Source organism: Stenotrophomonas sp. 3(2025) (genome assembly GCF_052665395.1).
Genome location: NZ_JBQOIF010000006.1, coordinates 96,685 through 119,683, shown reverse-complemented (window position 1 = coordinate 119,683; position 22,999 = coordinate 96,685). Strand labels below are relative to the sequence as shown.

Annotated in this window: 15 protein-coding genes; 9 read left to right on the top strand and 6 right to left on the bottom strand. The window is 67.4% G+C overall.

Annotated elements, in window-relative coordinates; genetic code table 11:
- Positions 1 to 21: 21 nt before the first annotated feature.
- Together ACUXVE_RS06845 and ACUXVE_RS06840 are read right to left on the bottom strand one after the other, a co-directional pair.
- Positions 22 to 1,350 (bottom strand): CitMHS family transporter, encoded by a 1,329-nt coding sequence (locus tag ACUXVE_RS06845; protein ID WP_222391103.1) that lies wholly within the window; start codon positions 1,348 to 1,350, stop codon positions 22 to 24.
- Positions 1,351 to 1,425: 75 nt separating this feature from the next.
- Positions 1,426 to 2,562, bottom strand: coding sequence for an OprO/OprP family phosphate-selective porin (locus ACUXVE_RS06840; protein ID WP_445514105.1), 1,137 nt, complete (start codon positions 2,560 to 2,562; stop codon positions 1,426 to 1,428).
- 327 nt (positions 2,563 to 2,889) lie between these two features.
- On the opposite strand from ACUXVE_RS06840, the gene ACUXVE_RS06835 reads away from it, so the two are divergent.
- From ACUXVE_RS06835 to ACUXVE_RS06820, 4 genes are all read left to right on the top strand, one after another.
- The gene (locus ACUXVE_RS06835; RefSeq protein ID WP_025874118.1) at positions 2,890 to 3,579 is read left to right on the top strand and encodes a response regulator transcription factor; all 690 of its coding nucleotides are present in this window, start codon (positions 2,890 to 2,892) and stop codon (positions 3,577 to 3,579) included.
- Positions 3,572 to 4,963 (top strand): sensor histidine kinase, encoded by a 1,392-nt coding sequence (locus ACUXVE_RS06830; RefSeq protein ID WP_032975453.1) that lies wholly within the window; start codon positions 3,572 to 3,574, stop codon positions 4,961 to 4,963. The genes ACUXVE_RS06835 and ACUXVE_RS06830 overlap by 8 nt, the downstream gene beginning before the upstream one ends.
- A complete protein-coding gene (locus tag ACUXVE_RS06825) occupies positions 4,960 to 6,015 on the top strand; it encodes an ABC transporter substrate-binding protein (protein WP_309911349.1) in 1,056 nt (351 codons plus the stop codon). The genes ACUXVE_RS06830 and ACUXVE_RS06825 overlap by 4 nt, the downstream gene beginning before the upstream one ends.
- A 72-nt stretch (positions 6,016 to 6,087) precedes the next feature.
- Positions 6,088 to 6,744 carry a response regulator gene (locus tag ACUXVE_RS06820; protein ID WP_033831979.1) on the top strand — a complete coding sequence of 219 codons (657 nt, stop codon included), beginning with the start codon at positions 6,088 to 6,090 and terminating at the stop codon, positions 6,742 to 6,744.
- A 214-nt stretch (positions 6,745 to 6,958) separates the two neighbouring features.
- Here the strand turns inward: ACUXVE_RS06820 and ACUXVE_RS06815 are convergent, their stop codons facing one another.
- Together ACUXVE_RS06815 and ACUXVE_RS06810 are read right to left on the bottom strand one after the other, a co-directional pair.
- Complete coding sequence (locus ACUXVE_RS06815; protein WP_445514068.1) at positions 6,959 to 9,610, bottom strand: hybrid sensor histidine kinase/response regulator; 2,652 nt, start codon at positions 9,608 to 9,610, stop codon at positions 6,959 to 6,961.
- 68 nt (positions 9,611 to 9,678) lie between these two features.
- A complete protein-coding gene (locus ACUXVE_RS06810) occupies positions 9,679 to 10,848 on the bottom strand; it encodes an OprO/OprP family phosphate-selective porin (RefSeq protein ID WP_093817970.1) in 1,170 nt (389 codons plus the stop codon).
- Positions 10,849 to 11,179: 331 nt separating this feature from the next.
- Here ACUXVE_RS06810 and ACUXVE_RS06805 point away from each other — a divergent pair, with 331 nt between their 5' ends.
- Together ACUXVE_RS06805 and ACUXVE_RS06800 are read left to right on the top strand one after the other, a co-directional pair.
- Positions 11,180 to 12,535, top strand: a complete 1,356-nt coding sequence (locus ACUXVE_RS06805) for a dicarboxylate/amino acid:cation symporter (RefSeq protein WP_049466649.1) — start codon at positions 11,180 to 11,182, stop codon at positions 12,533 to 12,535.
- 229 nt (positions 12,536 to 12,764) lie between these two features.
- Entirely contained in the window at positions 12,765 to 15,056 is a 2,292-nt protein-coding gene (locus ACUXVE_RS06800) for an NADP-dependent malic enzyme (RefSeq protein ID WP_093817969.1), read from the top strand.
- Positions 15,057 to 15,561: 505 nt separating this feature from the next.
- On the opposite strand, the gene ACUXVE_RS06795 is transcribed toward ACUXVE_RS06800, so the two are convergent.
- Positions 15,562 to 16,317: a basic secretory protein-like protein gene (locus ACUXVE_RS06795; RefSeq protein WP_032951610.1), complete on the bottom strand. Its 756-nt coding sequence runs from the start codon at positions 16,315 to 16,317 to the stop codon at positions 15,562 to 15,564.
- Complete coding sequence (locus tag ACUXVE_RS06790) at positions 16,314 to 19,658, bottom strand: GH92 family glycosyl hydrolase (protein WP_445514067.1); 3,345 nt, start codon at positions 19,656 to 19,658, stop codon at positions 16,314 to 16,316. Before ACUXVE_RS06790 ends, ACUXVE_RS06795 begins: the two co-directional genes overlap by 4 nt.
- A 438-nt stretch (positions 19,659 to 20,096) precedes the next feature.
- Between ACUXVE_RS06790 and ACUXVE_RS06785 the strand changes: the two genes are divergently transcribed.
- From ACUXVE_RS06785 to ACUXVE_RS06775, 3 genes are read left to right on the top strand one after another with little or no spacing between them, the layout of a single operon-like run.
- A complete protein-coding gene (locus ACUXVE_RS06785) occupies positions 20,097 to 20,294 on the top strand; it encodes a zinc-finger domain-containing protein (RefSeq protein WP_025874129.1) in 198 nt (65 codons plus the stop codon).
- A 15-nt stretch (positions 20,295 to 20,309) separates the two neighbouring features.
- Positions 20,310 to 21,425 carry a glycosyltransferase gene (locus tag ACUXVE_RS06780; RefSeq protein WP_445514066.1) on the top strand — a complete coding sequence of 372 codons (1,116 nt, stop codon included), beginning with the start codon at positions 20,310 to 20,312 and terminating at the stop codon, positions 21,423 to 21,425.
- Entirely contained in the window at positions 21,406 to 22,737 is a 1,332-nt protein-coding gene (locus ACUXVE_RS06775; protein ID WP_445514065.1) for an O-antigen ligase family protein, read from the top strand. Before ACUXVE_RS06780 ends, ACUXVE_RS06775 begins: the two co-directional genes overlap by 20 nt.
- Positions 22,738 to 22,999 lie beyond the last annotated feature (262 nt).

Sequence of the window (22,999 nt, the reverse complement as noted above, 5' to 3'; positions counted from 1 at the left end):
GAACGCTCCTTGGTAAGGGAATCAGGCCGTGAAGGGATAGAGTCCGAACAACAGGCCGCCGATCATCAGCAGCAGCGAAATGGCGATCGCCCACTTCAGGGTGAACTTCTGGTGGTCGGCGAATTCAACCTTGGCCAGCCCCACCAGCAGATAGGTGGAAGGCACCAGTGGGCTGAGCAGGTGCACCGGCTGCCCGGCCAGCGACGCGCGGGCCATTTCCACCGGGGTGATGCCGTAGTTGCCGGCCGCCTCGGACAGGATCGGCAGCACGCCGAAGTAGAACGCGTCGTTGGACATGAAGAAGGTGAACGGCATCGAGGCCACGGCGGTGATCACCGCCAGGTACGGGCCCCAGCTGTCTGGGATGATCGCCAGGAAGCTGTGCGACATCGCCTCGACCATGCCGGTGTTGTTGAGGATGCCGGTGAAGATGCCCGCGGCGAAGATCAGCGCCACCACCGACAGCACGCTGCCGGCGTGGCTGACCACGCGGCGGCGCTGTTCGGCCAGGTTCGGGTAGTTGATCACCAGCGCGATGGCGAAGCCGATCATGAACAGCACCGGCATCGGCAGCACACCGATGATGAGCGCGCTCATCAGCGCCAGGGTCAGCACCAGGTTCACCCACAGCAGCTTGGGGCGCTTGGTGTCTTCGGCGTCTTCCACGGTCGGTAGCGTGTTGCCGTCGTCGGACACGCTGTTGTCCAGCCAGCTGCCGCCCTGGGGCAGGGTCACCACGCCCAGGCGACGACGCTCCTTCAGGCCCAGGTACCAGGCCAGCAGCAGCACGCCGGCGCAGGCGATCACCATCGATGGAATCAGTGGCACGAACACATCAGCCGGATCCACGTGCAGGGCGGTGGCCGCGCGTGCGGTCGGGCCGCCCCACGGGGTCAGGTTCATCACGCCGCCGGCGAGAATGGTCACGCAGGTCATGTTCAGCGCGTTCATGCCCAGCCGCTGGTACAGCGGCAGCATCGCCGAGACGGTGATCATGTAGGTGGTCGAGCCATCGCCATCGAGCGAGATCAGCATCGCCAGCACGGCGGTGCCAAGCACGATCTTCATCGGGTCGCCCTTGACGAAGCGCAGGATGATCCGCACCAGCGGATCGAACAGGCCCGCATCGATCATCACGCCGAAGTAGAGGATGGCGAACATCAGCATCACGCCGGTCGGCGCGATCTTCTTGATGCCTTCCAGCATCATTTCGTCGATGCCGGCGGCAAAGCCACCGATCAGGGCGAAGATGATGGGAATGGTGATCAGGGCAACGAGTGGCGACAGCCGTTTGCTCATGATCAAGTACATGAACGTAATGACCATGCCAAAGCCGAGGATGCTCAGCATCATCTGCGGACTCCTAGAGGAAACAGGACGTGGGACGTGGAAGGGGCCCGAGCGTGCGTGCCCGGGGAAAACGCGTCAGAAGTCGACCTGCAGGCGCCCGGTGACCGCGCGCGTGCGATCCACCGTGGTACCGGCGAGGCGGTCGCGGTTGCGGCTTTCGATCACGTTGAGCATGAAGCGCAGGTTGTCGCGCAGGTACCAGTTGCCGCCCAGCGTCCAGCCTTCGGTACTGCCACGGCGCAGGTCCGGGGCACCATCGAGGTGCTGCGCGCCCCACATCTGGTCGTAGCGCAGGGCCACTTCGAAGGCACCGGCCTTGTGGCGGATGTTCTTGACCCGGGCGAAGCGACCGGTCCTGCGGTCGTAGGCGCGGCTTTCGCCGGTAACGAACCAGCTGAGCATGCCGTAGGCGGCCATCACGTCGCCGCGCTGGGCACCATCATCGAAGGTGGCACCGCTGAACTCGCCCTGCCATGACAGCGGGCCGCGCACCTGCGCATATTCCAGCGACCACTTGTTGACGTCGGTATCGCGGCCAGCGGAGAAGTCGACCAGGGTCAGGCGGCTTTCGTCGGACAGATGGCCGGCCGGACGCGGACGGATCTTCAGGCCCGGGGTGCCGTTGCCGCCCGGGTTGTCGTAGGCCTCGCGGGCCAGCGACAGGCCCAGGTGCAGCACGTCGCCCTCGCTGGGTGACGGCGCCCAGGTGACGCGTCCACCCGCAGCGCGGCCCTTGACCTGCCAGGCATCGATGCTCTCCAGGCTGTACACGCTGGCCGCCCAGGTGAAATCGCCCGGGTTGGCCTGCCACGAGGCGCCCAGCCGGTACAGCGGCGCCAGCGTGGTGCCGGCGTTGCCGCGCTCCAGGAAGCTGCCGTAGTTGGAACCGGTGCGGTCGTCCAGCGAGAAATACTGCTTGAACTGGCCCACGGTGAGGCGGCCGGCATCGCCGAAGCTGCGGCTCAGGTAGACGTCCTTGGCCTCGACCCGGTCGCCGGAGAAATCAGCTTCCAGCTTGTAGTCGACCACGAAGAACTTGCCGGACACGTCAACCCAGGCGCGGCGGATCTCGGTGTCGTCCTTGTTCGGCGTACCCCGGTTGTCGTTGTCGAAGGTGGCGAAGTCCAGGTGCAGGCGGCCGCCCACAGTGGCGGTCACTGGACGTTCGTCTTCGGCGAAGGCCGGCGCGGCCAGCGCAGCCAGGGCCATCATGGCGGCAGGACGCCGCCAGGCAATGCTCAATTCCACAAACCCTCCCAGGTGCACGCCAGGCGCGCGGCAATCGTGGGCACCGGACGGTGCGCGGCCGCAGTCTGTGTCGCGCAAGCTGTCATCGTCCTGTCAGCGGTTTGTGCGGTGCAGCGTAAATGGTCTCCGCTGCGCTCGCCGGGCATGGCCCGGCGCTACCCGGCGACGATGCCCCCGGTGGCGCCGATCCATGACCGGCGGAACAGGTCAGCATCGGTAGCGCCGGGCCAAGCCCGGCGAGCGCAGCGGCGCCATGCGGTAGCATTCGTTTCCCCTCCCACTGTCGTGCCCATGCGCCTGCTGCTGGTCGAAGACAACCCGGACCTGGCCGATGCGATCATCCGTCGCATGCGCCGCAGTGGTCACGCGGTGGACTGGCAGGCCGACGGCCTGGCCGCCGCCAGCGTGCTGCGTTACCAGAGTTTCGATCTGGTGGTGCTGGATATCGGCCTGCCGAAACTGGATGGGCTGCGGGTGCTGGCCGGCATGCGCGAGCGTGGTGACAGCACACCGGTGCTGATGCTGACCGCACGCGATGGCATCGAAGATCGTGTGCAGGCACTCGATGTCGGTGCTGACGACTACCTCGGCAAGCCATTCGACTTCCGTGAATTCGAAGCGCGCTGCCGCGTGCTGCTGCGACGTGCACGCGGGCAAGCCAGCGAAGTGGTGCAGATCGGCGGCTTCCAGTTCGACAACGCTGCGCACCGGGTGACCCTGGATGGCGAGCCGATCGAGCTGCCCAACCGCGAGTATCGGTTGCTGGAGATCCTGGTCGGGCGCTTGGGCCAGGTGGTGGGCAAGGATGAGATCGGCAATGGCCTGTTCGGCTTCGATGACGAAGCCGGGCCGAATGCCATCGAGCTGTACATCGGTCGCCTGCGCAGAAAGCTGGCGGGCGCGCCGCTGCGCATCACCACGGTGCGTGGTGTCGGCTATCTGCTTGAAGCCAGCGACGGCCCGGCCGATGCCGATGGCTGACGCGCGCAGCGCAAGTGCCGCCCCCGGGTCGCTGCGGCGCACCCTGTTGCTGTACCTGGGCGCGTTGCTGGCGGTGTTCGCGGTGGCGCTGCTGTTCGCTGCACGCGACTATGGCCAGCGTGCCGCCAACCGCTCCTACGACCATCTGCTGGTGTCGTCGGCCCTGTCGATCGCCGATTCGGTGGCATTGGTCGATGGCCAGTGGCAGGTGGACCTTCCGTATGCCGCGCTGGACCTTCTTGCGATGGCGCCGGAAGACCGCGTGTTCTACCGGATCGCCGACAGCCGCGGCAACCTGATCACCGGCTACGGTGACCTGCCTGCGTCGCCGCGGCGGCCGGGCACGCAACCGCAGTTGTTCGATGCGCCCTACAGCGGCGAGATCGTGCGTTTCGTCGTGGTCGGCCGCAGCTTTGCCGCGGCCTCCGCGCAGGGCGAGGTGCAGGTGCAGGTGGGGCAGACCCGGCGCGCGCGCGAAGCGGTGGCGCAGGAACTGGTCACCCGCGCGCTGTTGGCCATCGGCGTGTTGTCGGGATTGCTGCTGGCACTGGTGGCGTTCGGCGTGCACCGCGCGTTCCGGCCGCTGGTGCGGGTCGAGCGCGAGCTGTCACGCCGTGAACCGTCCGACCTGAAGCCGCTCGATGCGCGCGTGCCACGGGAGATGGACCAGATGGTGGCCGCGCTGAACCGCTTCATGGAGCGCCTGTCCAGCAGCAATGAAACCCTGCGCGCGTTCATGGCCGAGGCCGCGCACCAGATGCGCACGCCGTTGGCCGCGCTGCGTGCGCAGGCACAGCTGGCGCTGGACGACGACGATCCGGAAGACATGCGGCGCAGCCTGCAGGCGATCGAGCGCAACGCCACCCACATGAGCCGGCTGCTCAACCAGCTGCTCAGCGATGCCAGCGTGATCCATCGGTCACATCTGCAGCGCTTCGCCACCGTGGACCTGGCCGAGACCGTGCACCAGGCCCTGCATGAAGCGCTGCCGCAGGCAGGGCCCGCCCCGCGCGTGCAGCTGGCGATGACGGCCGAGCCGGTGCAGGTGCATGGCGACGCGCTGCTGCTGCGCGAGGCCATCAAGAATCTGGTCGACAACGCGCTGAAGTACGGCGGTGATGGTCCCTTGCAGATCGCGCTGACCGCTGAAGGCGGGCAGGCCGTGCTGACCATCGCCGACCACGGCACCGGCATCGCCGCCGCCGATGCCGAACGCGTGTTCGAGCGTTTCGCGCGCGGCGAGGGCGCACCCTCCGGCGGTGCAGGCCTTGGCCTGGCCATCGTCAAGCGGGTGGTCGACAGCCATGGCGGCCAGATCGATCTCAGCAATCGACCGCAGGGTGGCCTGGTCGCCACCATCCGCCTGCCCCGGAGCAGCACATGATCCGCCTGTTCGCCGCAGCCTTTGCCCTGTTGCTGGCCGTGCCGGCCCTCGCTGCGCCGGGCGATGTACGCCGCTTCCCCGCCCAGGGTGCCGCCACCGCACAGCTGCGCATCCACGGCACCACCGATATCGAGGTCTTCGCCGAGGTCATCGCCGACTACCAGCGGCTGCATCCGGGCAGCGAGGTGGTGTACGAAGACATCATCACCCAGGACCTGTACGCGCGTTACCTGCGCGACCGCAGCGGCCCTGCGTCGCCGGACCTGCTGATCTCCAGCGGCATGGACCTGCAGACCAAGCTGGTCAACGACGGCCACGCGTTGCCACACCGCTCGCTGCAGACCCAGGCGCTGCCAGCGTGGGCGCAATGGCGTGGCGAGGCCTTCGGCATCAGCTACGAACCGGTGGTGATGGTCTACAACACCCGCAGGCTGCCGGCCGCGAAAGCGCCGCACACGCGTCGACAGCTGCTGGACCTGCTGCGCGCGGAGGGGGCGCCGTTGCGCGGCAAGGTTGGCACCTACGATATCGAACGCAGCAGCGTGGGCTACCTGCTGGCGACCCAGGACGCCCAGCGCGGCAGCATCGCCGGTGCGTTGCTCGGTGCGCTGGGCGACAACGCGGTGGTGCGCGAAGAGCGTACCGGGGTGCTGCTGGACCAGGTGGCCAGCGGCCAGTTGTCGCTGGTCTACAACGTGCTGGGCTCCTATGCGCAGGCGCGTATCGATGCGGGCGCACCGCTGGCCATCGTCGAGCCGGAAGACTACACGCTGGTGGTACTGCGTACGGCGGTGATTCCGCGTACCGGCGCGCACCCGCAGGAAGCGCGGCGTTTCCTCGACTACCTGCTGTCGCCGCGCGGCCAGCAGGTGCTCGCGAGGGAAGCGCGGCTGATGCCGATCGTGCGCAGCGATGCAGGCGGCGGGGATGCCCCTGGCCGCAGCCGTCGCCCGATCCAGCTCGGCCCCGGCCTGCTGGTCTACCTGGATGCGCTCAAGCGCCGCCAGTTCCTGGATGCATGGCGCAGCAGCGTGGAGCCGGCGGGGCGGTAGCGCCCGTACTGGTGCTCCAGTAGCGCCGGGCCCTGCCCGGCGGAGGCAGTTCGCTGCCCGTACAATGGCCGCATGAGCGAATACACCATCCTGATCGCCGATGACCATCCGCTGCTGCGTTCGGCGGTGGTGCAGTCGTTGCGGCAGAGTCTGCCGCTGGCGCAGGTACGCGAGGTCGCCAGCGCCGAAGCACTGGCCACTTCGCTGGACGCACAGCCCGATGTGGATCTGGTGCTGCTGGACCTGACCATGCCGGGCGCACATGGATTCTCCGCGCTGCTGCACGTGCGCGGTTCGCACCCGGACATTCCGGTGGTGATCCTGTCCTCCAACGACCACCCGCGGGTGATCCGCCGCGCGCAGCAGTTCGGCGCGGCGGGTTTCATTCCCAAGTCCGCGCCTGCCGAAACCATCGGTGAAGCGGTGGCAGCGGTGCTCGACGGTGGCCTGTGGTTCCCGGCGATGGCGGCCGAGCGTTCCGAGGCCGACGCGCTGCTGGCCAGCCGCCTGGCGCAGCTGACGCCGCAGCAGTTCCGGGTGCTGCTGTGCCTGGCCGATGGGCTGCTCAACAAGCAGATCGCCTATGAACTGGGCTTGGCCGAAAATACGGTGAAGGTGCACGTGACCGCCATCCTGAAGAAGCTTGAATGCCACAGCCGCACGCAGGCGGCAGTGCTGGTGAAGGCACTGGAGCCGGAAGGTGATGCGCGCGTTGGATTGGATGGCTGACAGAGACGGGACGTTGGCGCATGTACTGCGTCGTTGTGGATGTTGTTCCGCTTTCCTGATCAGTTCCCGCTGATCGAATTCAGTTCGGGATCGGTAGAGAACATGAATCTGTTCTCGTATCCAGCGCCGAGCTTCTCAGATACTTCGGCGTAGCTGTATGTGGGAGATGATCGGTCTGACGCCAGTCTGTGGCACTCGCTCAGGTGCGACTGGCTTACCCGCGATGCCGCAACAGCAGCTGCGTCATCAACGCCCGCAGCGCCGGCGGCCGCACGGGCTTGAGCAGGAAGCCCCAACCGTTCTCGGCAGCATGCACTTTCAGCGCATCATCGCGCTCAGCGGTCACCAGGATCACCGGTGGCCGCGCCCTCCACAGCGTGCACAGCGCTTCATACAGGTCCGGTCCGTGCCATTGCCCCATGCGTACGTCCAGCAGCAACAGCTGCGGCACGTTCAGCGCACTGGCGATTTCCAGTGCCCCCTGGGGGCCATCGGCAAGTTCCACATGGCAGCCCCAGCGTTCCAGCAGAGCACGGGTTGCCGCACAGACGTGGGGGTCATCATCGATGCTCCAGACCCGACATTCGCGCAGCGGGCTGTCATCGGACGGTTCGGTCGCGACGACCGGCGCCGCCGGCGGCGCAATCACCTCGTCGGCGCGCCCGAGTGCCACGCTCACGGTGAATACGCTGCCCTTGCCCAGCGTGGAACGCAGGCTGATGCGGTGGCCGAGCAGTCGGCCGATACGCTCGACGATGGCCAGGCCCAGGCCAGCGCCCCGTTCCTGCTCCACGCCGTCGTTGAGGCGCCGGAATTCTTCGAAGATCTCGCCCTGCAGGCTTTCCGGAATACCTGGTCCCTGGTCATGCACCTCGATGCGCAGCTGGTCGCCTGCACGCCGGCAGCCGATCAGCACGCGGCCACGTGGCGTATAGCGCAGCGCATTGGACAGGAAGTTCTGCAGGATGCGCCGCAGCAGTGCTTCGTCGCTGACGATCACCGCACGGGTGTCCACCCAGTCCAGCTGCAGGCCGCGGCTCTGTGCGGCGATGCCGAACTCGCGCGCCAGGGTTTCCAGCAATGGAGAAAGCGCGAATGCGCGCACCTGTACCTGTAACGACCCCGACTCCAGCCGTGAAATATCCAGCAGGCTGTTGAGGATCGCGTCCTGCGCGGCCAGTGCGGCGTCGATATGGTCGCTGGTCTGTTGCTGTTCGGGGTCGGTGAGCTTGCCGCGCAGCACCGACACGAACATGCGCGCGGCATTCAGCGGCTGCAGCAGGTCGTGCACGGCCGAGGCGACGAAGCGAGTCTTGTAACGGTTGGCCTGCTCGGCTTCGCGGCGGGCTTCGTCCAGATCCTGGGTGCGTTCGGCCACGCGGTGTTCCAGCGCATCGGCCAGCGAACGCAGCTCGCGTGCAGCGTTCTTGTAGCTGGTGATGTCGGCATAGCTGGTGACGAAACCACCGTCGGGCAGCGGGTTGCCGCGGATCTCCAGCACCGTGCCGTCGTCCTTCTCGCTCTCGCGCATGTGCGGGCGGCCACTGCGCAGGTGGGTCAGACGGCGTTCGATGGCCTCGTCGATCGGACCGGGGCCCAACAGGCCACGACGTGCGTTGAAGCGGAACAGTTCCTCGATCGGGCGGCCCACCCGCACCAGCCCCGCCGGGAAGCGGAACAGCTCCAGATAGCGCGAATTCCACGCGACCAGACGCTGTTCCTTGTCGATCACCACCACGCCCTGCGGCAGATGTTCGAGGCTGCGGCTCAAGCCAACGTCGGCATCGGTCGCGGCTTCCAGCAAGCCGTCCTGGGCGGTCCGCAGTTCCTGTGCATGCTGCTTGAGCAGGGTTTCCAGTTCACGCCGGCTGCGCTGGCGGTGCTTGGACAGGCGACGCCGTTGCTGCACGAACAGCAGCAGGAAACCCAGCGCCAGCCAAGCGGCGGCGCCGGCCACTGCCGCGCCGCGGCCGGCGCTGGTGGCTGCGCTGGCGTCGTGCAGCAGGTGCAGGCTCCAGTCTTCGTCGGGCAGCGGCAGGGTCTGCCACAGCATCGCCTGCGGCAGTGCCGGGTCGAGCAGGCGCACCATGCGGCCGCCATCGGCCAGCACGTCCTCGGTGCGCACGCGCAGCGGCTGCAGCGAGCGGTCGGCGTACTGCCGCGCCGCGCGCATCTCGCGGCGTTCCTCCGTGCCGAGCGGGCGCAGCAGGCGGTAGCGCCAGGCATCGCGGTTGGCCAGGAACACCACGTCGTGGTTGTCGCTGGTCAGCACCACGTCCGGGCTGTTCAACCATTCCTGTTCCAGCGCCGACAGCTCGATCTTGATCACGATCACGCCGATGCGCTGGCTGTCGGCATCGAGGATGGCCTCGGACATGAAATAGCCGGGCACGCCGGTGGTCATGCCGATGCCGTAGAAGCGACCACGGCCATGGGCCAGTGCTTGCTGGTAGTAGGGGCGGTAGCTGTAATCCTCGCCGACGTTGCTGGTCGGCTGGTCCCAGTTGCTGGCGGCCACGGCCACCCCATCGCGGCCGACCAGGGTCAGTGTCGAGGTGCGGGTGACCTGGTTGGCGCGCTGCAGTTTGAGGTTCAGGCGTTGCCGCTCGGCGGGCGAGGGCGGCACCTGCAATGCTTGCAGCAGGTCCGGGTCCAGCGCCATCACCTGCGGCAGGGTGCCGAACCGGTCGATGCGCTGTTGCAGGCCCTGGCCATACAGCTGCAGCTGGCGCTGCACCTGCGCGCTTTCGGTGCCCAGCGCGCGACGCCAGGCATAGTGGCCTGCGGCGGCGGCGCACAGCACGGTGCCGGCCACCATCACCAGAACGGTCAGCAACTGCAGGCGGTGTCGGCTGAGCCAGTACATGGCGGCAGTCTACGCAGGGCCGGCGGGCGTGGCATGCACACCCGCCGGGATCTGACGCGTGGAAGGGATCAGAAGTGCATCTGCGCGCGAAGTTCGAAGATCTCCGGGGTGCTGTGCACACCACGACGGCTGGCGTCGACCTTCACGTAGTTGGCCTGGAACTTGAAGTGGCTGGTCAGGTACCAGTTCGCGCCCAGGGTCAGGTCGTGCTGGCGGCCACCGAGGATGCTGCCGTCGTCCAGGTCCAGGCGGCTGTAGCGGGCCACCAGTTCCACCGCACCGTAGTCGTGCGCCGGCTTGATGTTGGCAACGGCGCCGGCGTTGTACGGGCGCGATTCGCCGGTCAGCACCCAGCTGGCCATCGCGTACTGGCCGTGGCCGGTGTAGTCGGGCTTGCCATCATTGCGGGTGACGGTGGCCTGCAGCGCTTCGGCCTGCAGCGAGAACGGACCGCGGATCCAGATGCCTTCCAGGCCGGTGCGGCGGATCTGGTCGGCGGTGACCAGTGCCCCCGAATCGACCAGGCGGATATCGGTCAGGCCGGCTTCCGGACGGGCCCGCAGGCGCGCGCTGGCTTCGTGGTGCACGTCGCGGCCATCGTGGTAACCGCGCGGATTTTCCTGCGAATAGGCCAGGCCGAGGTGGATCACGTCACCCGGTGCCTTCACCGGCGTCCACACCGCACGCACCGCCTGGGTGGTGCCGGGGTTGTCGCCCTGCAGGTCCTTGCCGCCATAGGCGCCGGCCTGCAGCAGGTACTGCGGACGCTCCAGCACCCATTCCACGCCGGTGCGGCGGCCTGCGTAGAACGCCTGCACGGGCAGCGCGGTTTCCAGGAAGCTGCCGGCGCGCGAGGAGGTGTTGGCATCCAGGCCGACCGGGGTCTTCATGTAGCCGAAGCGGAAGCGGCCGACATCGCGGCCGAAGAACGCCTTGCTCTCCAAGCGCACGAACACGTCCAGCCAAGTATCGGCCTGGAAATCGTAGTAGACCATCGCGTCGTACACGCCCTTTTTTTTCAGGGTCGCGCCGAACTCCTTGCGACGCACCGCATCGTCATCCTCGATGCCGCTGGCGGACGAGAAGTCGTTGTAGTCGTAGGCGATGTTGGCGGTAGCGGCCAGCTCGGTGCCGTCGCCGAAGGCGTACTTGGTCGGCCAGTTGTCGAAATCCGCAGCGGATGCGAAGGCGGGGAGGGCGGCCAGGGACAGGGCCAGCAAGGTGGGAATCGGGCGCATGGGTGGTGCGGCTCTCTCGGATTGCGTGTGGACAGGACAACAACGGCCGCGATGGCCGGAACTTTCGCAATGACGCGCCCGGCCGTTCAGGTCGGGCCACCGGCGTCCCCGCGATCAGGGGTGCGGCGCCAGTGTAGGCAGCGCAGCCACCTGAACCGGGGGGCTAGTACCAATAGGTTATCTGCGCTGGCGTGCCCGGCGCGTACAAAGGCGTCCATTGGTCGCACCCCTGCGCCTGCAGTCACGGGGCGTGCGGTCAGTTTCCACGGTAGCGGTTCCCGTGCATTTCCGGGGCCGTACGTGCCTGAAAACGCCCCTTCCGGAGTCCGCCATGCACATCCCGACCGCTGCGCCGGTGCCCAGCAAGCCGTTGCCGCTCTACCGCCAACTGTATTTCCAGGTGATCGTGGCGATCGTCCTGGGTGCTGTCCTCGGCCACTACGAGCCGCTGATCGGCGAGAAGATGAAGCCGCTCGGCGATGCCTTCATCAACCTGGTGAAGATGATCATCGCCCCGGTGATCTTCCTGACCATCGTCACCGGCATCGCCGGCATGACCCACCTGCGCACGGTGGGCCGGGTGTTCGCCAAGGCGATGGCGTATTTCCTGTTCTTCTCCACGCTGGCGCTGATCGTCGGCATGATCGTGGCGCACGTGGTGCAGCCCGGCGCCGGCATGAACATCAACCCGGCCGAGCTGGACCAGACCGCGGTGCACAGCTATGTCGAGAAGTCGCACGACCTGACCCTGGTCGGCTTCCTGATGGACATCATCCCGAAGACGCTGATCAGCGCCTTCGTTGACGGCAACATCCTGCAGGTGCTGTTCGTGGCGGTGCTGTTCGGCATCGCGCTGGCCTCGGTGGGCGAGAAGGGCAAGCCGATCCAGAACTTCCTGGAAGCGCTGGTCGCGCCGGTGTTCAAGCTGGTGCACATCCTGATGAAGGCTGCGCCGATCGGTGCCTTCGGTGCCATCGCCTTCACCATCGGCAAGTACGGCGTCGGCTCGCTGGTCAACCTGGCCTGGCTGGTCGGCTCGTTCTACCTCACCGCGTTCCTGTTCGTTGCGGTGATCCTGGGCGTGGTCTGCCGCCTGTGTGGCTTCTCGGTGTTCAAGCTGGCCCGTTACCTGAAGGCCGAGCTGCTGCTGGTGCTGGGCACCTCGTCGTCGGAGTCGGCGCTGCCGTCGCTGATGGAGAAGATGGAACGTGCCGGCTGCAGCAAGTCGGTGGTCGGCCTGGTGGTCCCCACCGGTTACTCGTTCAACCTGGACGGCACCAACATCTACATGACCCTGGCCGCGCTGTTCATCGCCCAGGCCACCAACACCGAACTGACCCTGGGCCACCAGATCGCGCTGCTGCTGGTGGCGATGCTCAGCTCCAAGGGCGCTGCCGGCGTCACCGGTGCCGGCTTCATCACCCTGGCCGCCACCCTGGCGGTGGTGCCGGAAGTGCCGGTGGCCGGCATGGCGCTGATCCTGGGCGTGGACCGCTTCATGAGCGAGTGCCGCTCGCTGACCAACTTCATCGGCAACGCAGTGGCCACGGTGGTGGTCTCGCGCTGGGAAGGTGCGCTGGACCGCGATCGCCTGAAGCTGGCGCTGGATGGTCGCGAAAGCGAACTGCCGCCGCCGGTCGATGCCGTGCCGCTGGCGATGGCCGAGGCGCTGCCCGCCAAGGGCTGATCCGGGTGTGTGGTACTGCGGGGCCGGCCACGACAGTGGCACGGCCCCGCAGCGTTTCGAGGCGTCCCACGGCTGTCATCGCCAGCGCCGAAGCTGCGCTCTGGTAACGTCGCATACGCCATGGAATTGTGCGGTCGCAGCATCACTGCGACAGCATAGCGACAGGTCCGACCGCTCCAACGGGGGTATGATCCCCTGTCCCTTCTGCCCATTCATGTAACCCACATCGATGTCCAACGAAGATTTCAAACAGGCCGCCCTCGATTACCACCGGATGTCTCCGCCCGGCAAGATCAAGGTTTCCGCTACCAAGCCCATGCTGACCCAGCGCGACCTGTCGCTGGCGTATTCGCCGGGCGTGGCGTACGCCTGTGAAGCGATCAAGGCCGATCCGCAGCAGGCCAGCGAGCTGACCGCCCGCGGCAACCTGGTGGCGGTGATCTCCAACGGCACCGCGGTGCTGGGCCTGGGCAACATCGGCGCGCTGGCCGGCAAGCCGGTGATGGAAGGCAAGGGCGTGCTGTTCCAGAAGTTCGCCGGCATCGATGTGTTCGACATCGAAGTGGACGAGAACGACCCGGACAAGCTGGTCGACATCATCGCCTCGCTGGAGCCGACCTTCGGCGGCATCAACCTGGAAGACATCAAGGCACCGGAGTGCTTCATCGTCGAGCGCAAGCTGCGCGAGCGCATGAAGATCCCCGTGTTCCATGACGACCAGCACGGTACGGCGATCATCGTCGGTGCTGCGGTGCTGAACGCCATGGCGATCACCGGCAAGAAGATCGAAGAAGTGAAGCTGGCGACCACGGGCATGGGCGCGGCCGGCATTTCCTGCGTGAACATGCTGGTGCAGCTGGGCCTGAAGCCGGAGAACATCCTGGCCTTCGACCGCGAAGGCGTGATCCACACCGGCCGTACCGACCTGGACCCGGAAAAGCTGCGCTATGCGCGCGACACCGACAAGCGCACCCTGGCCGAGATCGTCGACGGCGCGGACATCTTCCTGGGCCTGTCGGCGCCGGGCATCCTGACCGCCGAGATGGTCAAGACGATGGCGCCGGACCCGGTGATCTTCGCCCTGGCCAACCCGACCCCGGAAATCATGCCGGAGCTGGTGCGTGCTGCGCGTCCGGACGCGATCATCGGTACCGGCCGTTCGGACTATCCGAACCAGGTCAACAACGTGCTGTGCTTCCCGTACCTGTTCCGCGGTGCGCTGGACGTCGGTGCGACCGCGATCAACGAGGAAATGAAGATCGCCTGCGTGCGCGCGATCGCCGCGCTGGCCCGCCGCGCCGCCACCGACATGGGTTCGGCCTATGGCGGTGAGACCCCCAGCTTCGGCCGCGAATACCTGATCCCGCGTCCGTTCGATCGCCGCCTGCTGGTGGAGCTGTCGGCCGCCGTGGCCCAGGCCGCGATGGATTCGGGCGTGGCCGCCCGCCCGATCGCCGACATGGAAGCCTACCGGCAGAAGCTGTCGCAGTTCGTCTACCGCACCAGCCTGATGATGAAGCCGGTCTACGACCGCGCGCGCAGCGACAAGCAGCGCGTGGTGTATGCCGAGGGCGAAGAAGAAGTGGTGCTGCAGGCGGTGCAGAATGTGGTCGACGACGGTCTGGCACATCCGATCCTGATCGGTCGCCCTGACGTGATCGAATCGCGCATCGAGCGCCTCGGCCTGCGCCTGAAGATCGGCGAGAACATTGAAGTCACCAACATCAATGACGATCCGCGCTTCAACGAATACTGGCAGTACTACCACGGCCTGACCGGCCGTCGTGGCGTCACCGTGGCCGCCGCCAAGAACCTGATGCGTTCGCGGCCGACCCTGATCGCTGCGGTGATGGTGGCCCGTGGCGAAGCCGATGCGATGCTCACCGGTATCGTCGGCCGCTTCCACAAGAAGCTGGGCTACGTGCGCAGCGTGCTGCCGCTGGAATCGAAGGTCACCTCGACCTCGGCGATGACCGGTGTGATCAACCAGCAGGGTGTGTTCTTCTTCGTCGATACGCACGTGCAGGAAGACCCGACCGCAGAGCAGCTGTGCGAAGCGACCCTGCAGGCCGCTTACCGCATGAAGTTGTTCGGCGTCGAACCGAAGGTGGCACTGCTGTCGCACTCCAACTTCGGCAGCCACGATTCGAAGGATGCGCTGAAGATGCGCCAGGTGCGCGAGCTGCTGCTCAAGCGCAATCCGCGTCTGAACGTGGACGGCGAAATGCAGGGCGACACCGCATGGGATGAAGCCCTGCGCCAGAAGCTGCTGCCGGGCTCGACCCTGCAGGGCCGTGCCAACCTGTTCGTGCTGCCGAACCTGGAAGCGGCCAACATCGCCTACAACCTGGTGCGCGTGTTCACCGATGGCGTGGCGATCGGTCCGATCCTGATGGGCGTCAACAAGCCGGTGCACATCCTGACCACCAGCGCGACCTCGCGCCGGATCCTGAACATGACCGCGATCGCCGCGGTGGATGCGCAGATCCGCAAGCAGATCGAAGCGGAAAAGAAGGCATAAGCCTTCGTTCCGCTGCGATCTGCAGAAACGCGCCCCACGGGGCGCGTTTCTGTTTCCGCAACGCGGAAACCGGATCGGGTAGCGCCGGGCCATGCCCGGCGAGCGCACAGCGCGGCGCTTTTTGTGTTCCGCCGGGCATGTTCCGCCGGGCATGGCCCGGCGCTACCGGAGAAGCAGCGCGGAAACGGTAGTGCCGGCCGCTGGCCGGCGAGCGCGCAGCGCGGCGCTTCTTGTATTCCGTCGGGCATGGCCCGGCGCTACCGGAGAACTGCAGCCGCCCGGTAATCGCCCTGCAACCTCGCTGCGGCCCAATACGCCCACGCGGCCTGGCCGTGGGAAGGGACCGGACCGGCCTTCCCACCCTGGGCCCGACCAACTTTCCATGGGCGGAGCAGTGTCATGCGCAGTCGAGTGAGCAAGCGGTATTTCCAGCAGCTGTTCGCGCTGTACGCCGGTTTCGTGCAGTCGCGTTGAAGGCCGGGGCATCGCCCCGGCAACATCGAACTTACCGCCGCTTCGCGCGCCGCGCGGGCGGCGGCGCAGGGGCCGGGGAGCGCGGCTTGGCATACTCCGCCCACAGCGCCGGCAGGGTCTTGCCGGTGTGCTTCTGCCACAGCGCCGGTGCATAGCGCCCGTCGCGCAGATCCTTGTCCAGTGCCAGCACCAGCCCCGGGTGCGCCGCTTCGGCCCACTTCAGGAAGGCACCGGTCACCCGGTAGCCGCTTTCCACCGTCTGGCCCTGGCTCAGCTTGTCCGGCAACGCCCAGCCGGCAGCGGCGTTGTTCATGCCGTAGCGATCGCGGGCGTAGTCGGCGATGCCCTCCACCAGCCAGCCCGGCACGCGCTTGTCGCCGTAGCTGGGGTAGCCCTGCACGATGTGCATCGCTTCGTGGGTGACCAGATCGATGTCATCCGGGTGCTGGACCAGCCAGCCCGGATTGATCGTGATCGTGCTGGCCTTGTCCTTGTCGCCGACGAAGGCGACGCCGTTGTACGCCGGATCGATCACGATGCGCACCTCGTTGGGCGCGGCCGGGCGGAAGTCCGCACGCTCGCGCAGGTAAGCGAAGTAGAACGTATCGATGATGCGCTTGCGCACCGGCGCGGCCAGCGCGCCGGTGGCATCCTGGTAGTACAGGGTCACCCCGTCACGGCTGACCTGGCCATCGAAGGCCTGGGTCTGCGGTTGTGCGTGGCTGAGGCTGGGAAATACAAGGGCGGCAAGAGCGAGGGGGAGCAAACGTAGGCGCATGGACGTCATTGTAGAGGGGAGGGCGCCAACAGTTCGATCTCGGCCAGCTGCAGGCGCCCCGGCGCAGCCAGGCGCAGACGGTACTCGGCGTAGCGTGAGGGCGAGGCGATACGGAACGGGCGGGTCTGCCGCGCCGAGGTGAAATCTTCGCCGCGTCGCTGGTCCAGCGTTACCCAGCGCCCGTTGCCGGCACGCGCTTCCAGCGTCCACTCACCGCCACGGATCGTGCCGTCACCGCTGGTCAGCGTGTACATCGTCGGTACGCCATCGCCCACGTGGCTCAGTGCGATGGTCACGCCACCGCCCAGCGGCACGGCCGTGTTGGCATCGTCGTCGACCAGCGCGGGCAGGGCACGGCCATCAGCCAGTGCCGCCTGCGCGCCATTGCCGAGCAGATCATGCAGCAACTGCGGGCGCTGGCCACGGGCGGTCAGCGAGCGCGGTACATCATCCACGCCGCTGCCCCAGCGTGACGGCTGCGGGCCCATCACGAAGTCCAGGGTTGCACCCTTGGCGATCACTTCGTGCGGCACCCAGGTCTTCGTCCACGGCTTGCCGTTGATCTTCAGCGACTGCACGTATACGTTCTCCGACGAATTCTGTGGTGCATTGACGGTCAACACCGCGCCGCCCTGCAGCTCGACGCGCGCATGCTGGAACGCCGGCGAACCAATCACGTACTCCGGTGCCCCCATCCGCAGCGGATACAGGCCCAGCGAGGCCAGCACGTACCACGCCGAGGTTTCGCCGTTGTCCTCGTCGCCCGGGTAGCCCTGGCCGATCTCGCTGCCGACATACAGTCGCGACAGGATCTCGCGCACATGCTGCTGGGTCTTCCACGGCTGCCCGGCATACAGGTACATCCACGGAATGTGGTGTGCCGGCTGGTTGCTGTGCGCGTACATGCCCATGCGCACGTCGCGCGCTTCAGTCATCTCGTGGATGGTGCCGCCGTAGGAGCCGGCGAACGCGGCGTCGGCGGTTTCCGGCGTGGCGAAGAAGGTGTCGAGCTTGGCGGCCAGCTTGTCGCGGCCACCGTACAGCGCGGCCAGGCCCTCGCCGTCGTGCGCGGCGGTGAAGGCGAACGTCCAGCCATTGGATTCGGTGTAGTCGTGGCCCCATACGCGCGGGTCGTAGTCCTTGGCCTGCAGGCGCCAGCTGCCATCGGGCCGGCGGCCCTGGAAGAAGCCGGCGGCCGGATCGAACAACGTCGCGTAGCTGCCGGCGCGGTGACGGAAGTAGTCGGCCTCGGTGGCGTAGCGTTCGCGTGCGGACGGTGTCGTCGCGCGCTTGGCCAGGGCATCGGCCATGTTGGCGATGCCGAAATCATTGAGCGCACCTTCCATCGTCCACGACATGCCTTCATGCACGTCGGCGCTGGCATAGCCGCGGAACGTCGAACGATCCATGCCCTTGCGGCCGACGTGGCGGTCCGGTGGCACCACGGTGGCGTTCTTCAGCGCTGCGGCGTAGGCCTCTTCCGGATCGAAGCCACCGATGCCCTTCAGCCACGCATCGGCGAAGGCGACGTCCGAGCTGGTGCCGACCATCAGGTCCGCGTAGCCCGGCGAGGACCAGCGCGCGACCCAGCCACCGGCGCGGTACTGCTCGATGAAACCCTGTACCAGCTGCCCGGCATCATCCGGGGTGAACAGCGCATACGCCGGCCAGGTGGTGCGGAACGTGTCCCAGAAGCCGTTGTTGACGAAGACCTTGCCGTCGCGCACCGGTGCGAAACTGCGCGTCGCGCTGCCGTCGGTGTTGTCATCGGCGGCGCTGGCCTGGCTGGCATAGCGCCACTCGGGCGCGGCGGCGGTGCCCACATTCTCGTGGCCGGAATTGGGGTACAGGTACAGCCGGTACAGGCTGGAGTACAGCGTGGTCTTCTGGTCGTCGCTGGCATTGCCGATGTCGAAACGGGCCAGGCGCGCATCCCACGCATCCTGTGCACGTCCGGCCACGCTTTCCAGCGTATCGGCGGCGGCGATTTCCAGCGCCAGGTTGTGCCGCGCCTGCTCGACGGAGATCAGCGAGGTGGCGATGCGCATCGTCACCCGGCGCTCGCTGCCTGGGTCGAACTTGATGTAGCCGGTCGGGCGGCCGGTACCGATCTGGCCGCTGCTGCGCCACGGCCTGTCGAAGCTGGCGACCACGTACATGCGGGTGGCGCCGTTGGACAGGCCGCTGCGGGTATCGGTGTAGCCGGTCAACGTCTGCGTGGCGGCATCGAGGGTGAGTCCGCCGCGGGCATCGACGTTGTCGAACAGCAGGTTGGCGTCGCCACCTTCGGGAAACTCGAAGCGGAACAGCGCGGCATGGTCGGTGGGGGCGATGGACGCGGCGATGCCGTTGTCGAAGCGCACGTCGTAGCGATACGGGCGCGCGTTTTCCTGCGTGCGGTCGAAGGACAACGCCCGCTTGCTGCGATCAGCCTCGGGCACACCGCGCGTGGCGGAGGGCATCACCTGGAAGGTCTGGCGGTCGCCCATCCACGGGCTGGGCTGGTGGCTCAGCGCCAACGCCTGCAGCTGCGGCCGGTTCTTCGCATCGTTCTGCTCGTTCCAGCGGTACAGCCAGTTCAGGGCGCCGGCATCGGTCACCGGCGTCCAGAAGTTGAAACCGTGCGGTACCGCAGTGGCCGGGAAGTTGTTGCCGCGCGAGAAGGTGCCGTTGGCCTGGGTTCCGCGCGTGGTCAGTACCCAGTCGGAGACGCGCTGCGGCGCCTGCCGTGGCTGCACGTCCAGGCGCACGTCGTCGATCCAGCCCGACACAGGCGCGCCGTTGGCGCTGGCTACCTCGAGCTCGATGGCCAGCACGCGGCGGCCCTTCAGCGCCGGCATGTCGCCCAGCCTGACCGCCTTGCGCGCCCACTGCTGCGGGTACAGCGTCTTCGAATCACCCTGCGCCTGTGCGCCCAGCGCTACGCCGTGCTGGTCGCGCGCGCCGCTGGCGGAGACGCGGCTGCCATCGTCCAGCAGCAGGTCCAGCGAGACATAGGTGGAGGCCACGGTGTCCTTGCCGACGATCTCCGGCAATACCAGCCAGGACAGCGTGGTGTCGGTGTCGATGGGCAGATCGGTCTTGAACAGTTCGCGGCGCGCCTGGCCGCCACTGGCGCTGTAATGCAACGCATGCAGGCCGCTGTAGCCGACGTTGCGCTTGGCCGCGTACGGCGCGGCAGGACCACTGCCGACCTCGACGGACAGCGCGCCAGCGGACCTGGCCGGTGCCGGTTCGCCCGGCTCGAAGGAGGTCTGCAGCCCTTGCGCCAGCACCGGCGTCGCAGTGGTCGCACAGGCCAGGGCCAGGGCGAGCGGAAGCAGGGCGCGGCGTGGATCGGACAGGGTCATGCAGGGTCTCCCGGTAGGGCAGGCGGCAGGCAGAACCCGCATCGGCGAACACCACGGACAGCATCGCCCCGTCCGCCGCAGGGCAGTCGGGGAGGCGATGCAGGTCCGGTGGGGGGCGGGCCATGCGATCGGGTCAGGAATGGATCGCTGCCGATGCTGCAACAGCCGGCAGCGCCCTGACAAGTGCCATTTAGTTCGATCCAAATGCGGAAAATTCGAACGACGACCGATTCCGCGCGGAACTGACTGGCCGGCCTGGGATTTCCCGCCGATGGGGGCAGGGCGACGGCGGCGCGGGAGGGGCAGGGCGGTCGCACGTGGCTGCGCCGGCGAAGGCTGCAAGCGGGCCGCCGCGCGCAGCGGCCACGCAGCGCACGGTGTTTGCCGGGCTCAGATGCTAGAATCGCAGGCCTCGCAATCCGTTCATCGACATCCGCCATGAGCCATACCGCCACCGCGCCCGCCAATGCCGAAAAGCGCTACACCGTGCACCGCAGCGATCTGCCGCTGAGCTGCCCGACCCCGGAAATGGCGCTGTGGAACTCGCATCCGCGGGTGTACCTGCCGATCGAAGACGAACCCAACGGGCAAGCGCAGTGTGCTTACTGCGGCGCCGTGTTCGTGCTGGCCGACTAAACGGCTGCCCCCTCGATGCGCCGATTGACCGTGGTGCAGTTGCTGCCGGCGCTGCACTCCGGCGGTGTCGAGCGCTCGACCCTTGAAATCGCCGCGGCCCTGGTCGCTGCCGGCCATCGCGCGCTGGTGGTGTCCGCTGGTGGTCGCCTGGTGCAGCCGCTGCTCGACAGCGGTGCCGAGCACCTGACCCTGGATATCGGCCGCAAGTCGCTGCTGACGCTGCGCCATCTGCCTACCCTGCGTCGCCTGTTCACCGAAGTGGGCGCCGACATCGTCCACGCCCGTTCGCGCCTGCCGGCGTGGCTGGGGCTGTACGCCATCCGTGCGATGCAGCCGGCACAGCGGCCGCATTGGGTGACTACCGTGCATGGGCTGAATTCGCCCAGCCGCTACAGCGCGGTGATGACCAGCGGCGAACGCGTGATCTGTGTGTCCAACAGCGTGCGCAACTACGTGCACACGCATTACCCGACGGTGCCGCACGACAGGCTGCAGGTGATCCCGCGCGGGGTGGATGTCAGCCAGTTCCCACGTGTGGCACGCGCCGATCGGCGGCCCCGGCTGGCGCTGGCGGCGGACTACCCCTGGCTGGCCCAGGTCGATGGACCGCTGTTGCTGTTACCGGGGCGCGGCACCCGGTTGAAAGGCCACGCCCACGCGTTGCAGCTGCTTGCCGATGTCCGTAAAGCCGGGGTGCCGGCGCAGCTGTGGATGCTGGGCACCGACGAGCCTGGCCGGGAAGCCTATGTGGCAGAGCTGCGCAGGCAGGCGGCCGCACTGGGCGTGACCGGGGCGGTGCACGTCAGCACGCCGACTGCGCGCATCGCCCAGGCGTACGCCGCCAGCGATCTGGTGTTGCAGGTGTCGGACAAACCGGAAGCCTTTGGTCGCACCGTGGTCGAAGCGTTGTCGGTCGGCCGCCCGGTGCTGGGTTGGAACCATGGTGGGGTCGGCGAACTGCTGCAGCAGCTGCAACCCAGTGGCGCCGTGCCGCTGGGCAATGCGCAGCTGCTGGGTGAACGTGCGCTGGCCCTGCTGGCACAGCCGCCATCGCTGCCGGGCCGTATCCCGTTTACCCTGCAGGCCATGCAGCGCGATACCCTCCGCCTTTATGCCGACCTCGCTGGCTGACGCCACGCCGCCCCTGCACGATGAGCGCGCCGGCCGCTGGGCACCCTGGTGGGTGCTGGCCTACGTCGCGTTGTGGCCGCTGCCGGGTATCGCCGAAACAGTGCTGGGCCTGGGGGCGTTGTACGCCGCCGCACGCATGGTCATCCGCAGGGTGCAGCATCGCCCTCATCTGCTGAGCCCGGCAGCGTGGGCACTGACATCGATTCTTTTCCTCGGCTACTGGTTGCCGCAGGCGTTCTCGGCCTTCGATGCCGTGGACCCTTCGGCGTCGTGGACCAAGGCTGCGGCCGGGCTGCGCTATCTGCCTTTCATGTGGCTGGTGGCGATCGCCGTGGCCACCCCGCAGCGGCGGCGCCTGACCCTGGGTGGGTTGGCGGTGATCACCGGCCTGTGGACGCTCGATGCGCTGGTGCAGGCACTGGCAGGCACCAGCCCCTGGTTCTGGTCGCTGCAGCAGATCAAGCTGGCCATCAGCGGCCACGCATTGTGCCCGGCTGAAGAAGCCGCGCTGGCCGACCGTCTCAGCGGCGCGCTTGGGCCGTGCAACCTGAAATTCGGCCAGGTGCTGGCCAGTCTTTCGCCGTTCCTGTTGTTGCCGGTGGCGCGCCGTTTCGGCAATGCGGGCTGGCTGCTGGCCGCTGCTGCAGTGGGCGTGGTGCTGCTGCTGGCCGGCTCGCGTGCCTCATGGATCACCTTCGGCCTGGTGGTCGCCTACAGCGGCGTGCGCCAACTGGGATGGAAGCGGCTGGGCCTGCTCGCGCTGGTGGGTATTCTCTCGGCGAGCGTACTGGCCGCCAGCGTGCCGCAGCTGCGTGAGCGTGTGGCGCGCACGGCAATGGCCTGGGACGGTGGCGAGGACGGGGTCGAGCAGGCACTGTCCGGTCGTACCCGCATCTGGAGTGCGGCGGCCTGCATGATCGAAGCACACCCGATCAATGGTGTCGGTGCACGCGGCTTCCGCGATGCCTATCCCCACTGCGTTGCGGATGAAGGACCGGCGGTGTGGGGCACCATGCCCGCGCTGCACGCCCATCAGATCGTGCTGGAGATCCTGGCCGAGACCGGTGTGCTGGGGCTGCTGCTGTGGCTGGCGGCGGTGGCACAGGCGTGGCGGGCATGGCGTTTCGCCCCGCCCCCGGCGCGCGAACGTGCACGCCCGGCCATGCTGGCACTGGCGGTCACCGTGTTCCCGCTCAACACCCACCTGGCGTTCTATTCCGCGTTCTGGGGCGGCCTGACCGTCCTGCTCGCCGCGCTGTTCGTCGGCACGTTGCTGGCGCGCGAACCGGACGATCAGCCGGGCGCCGGGTAATCTCCGCATCCACGCATGGCGTGGATCTACTGAATCACGCGGGGTTGGGGAACGTCCCATCCACGCATGGCGTGGATCTACTTGCGTGTGCGGTACGGGGCCTATCCACGCATGGCGTGGATCTCCGGGGACGTGTCTGGCGGGGGAGCAGTAGATCCACGCCATGCGTGGATGGGCTTTCCCATGAACATTGGCCAGTGTCGCGGCTTTTCCCGACCGTCCGCAGGGTGGTCCGCCAATGCAAGGATGACCGCGCAAACCG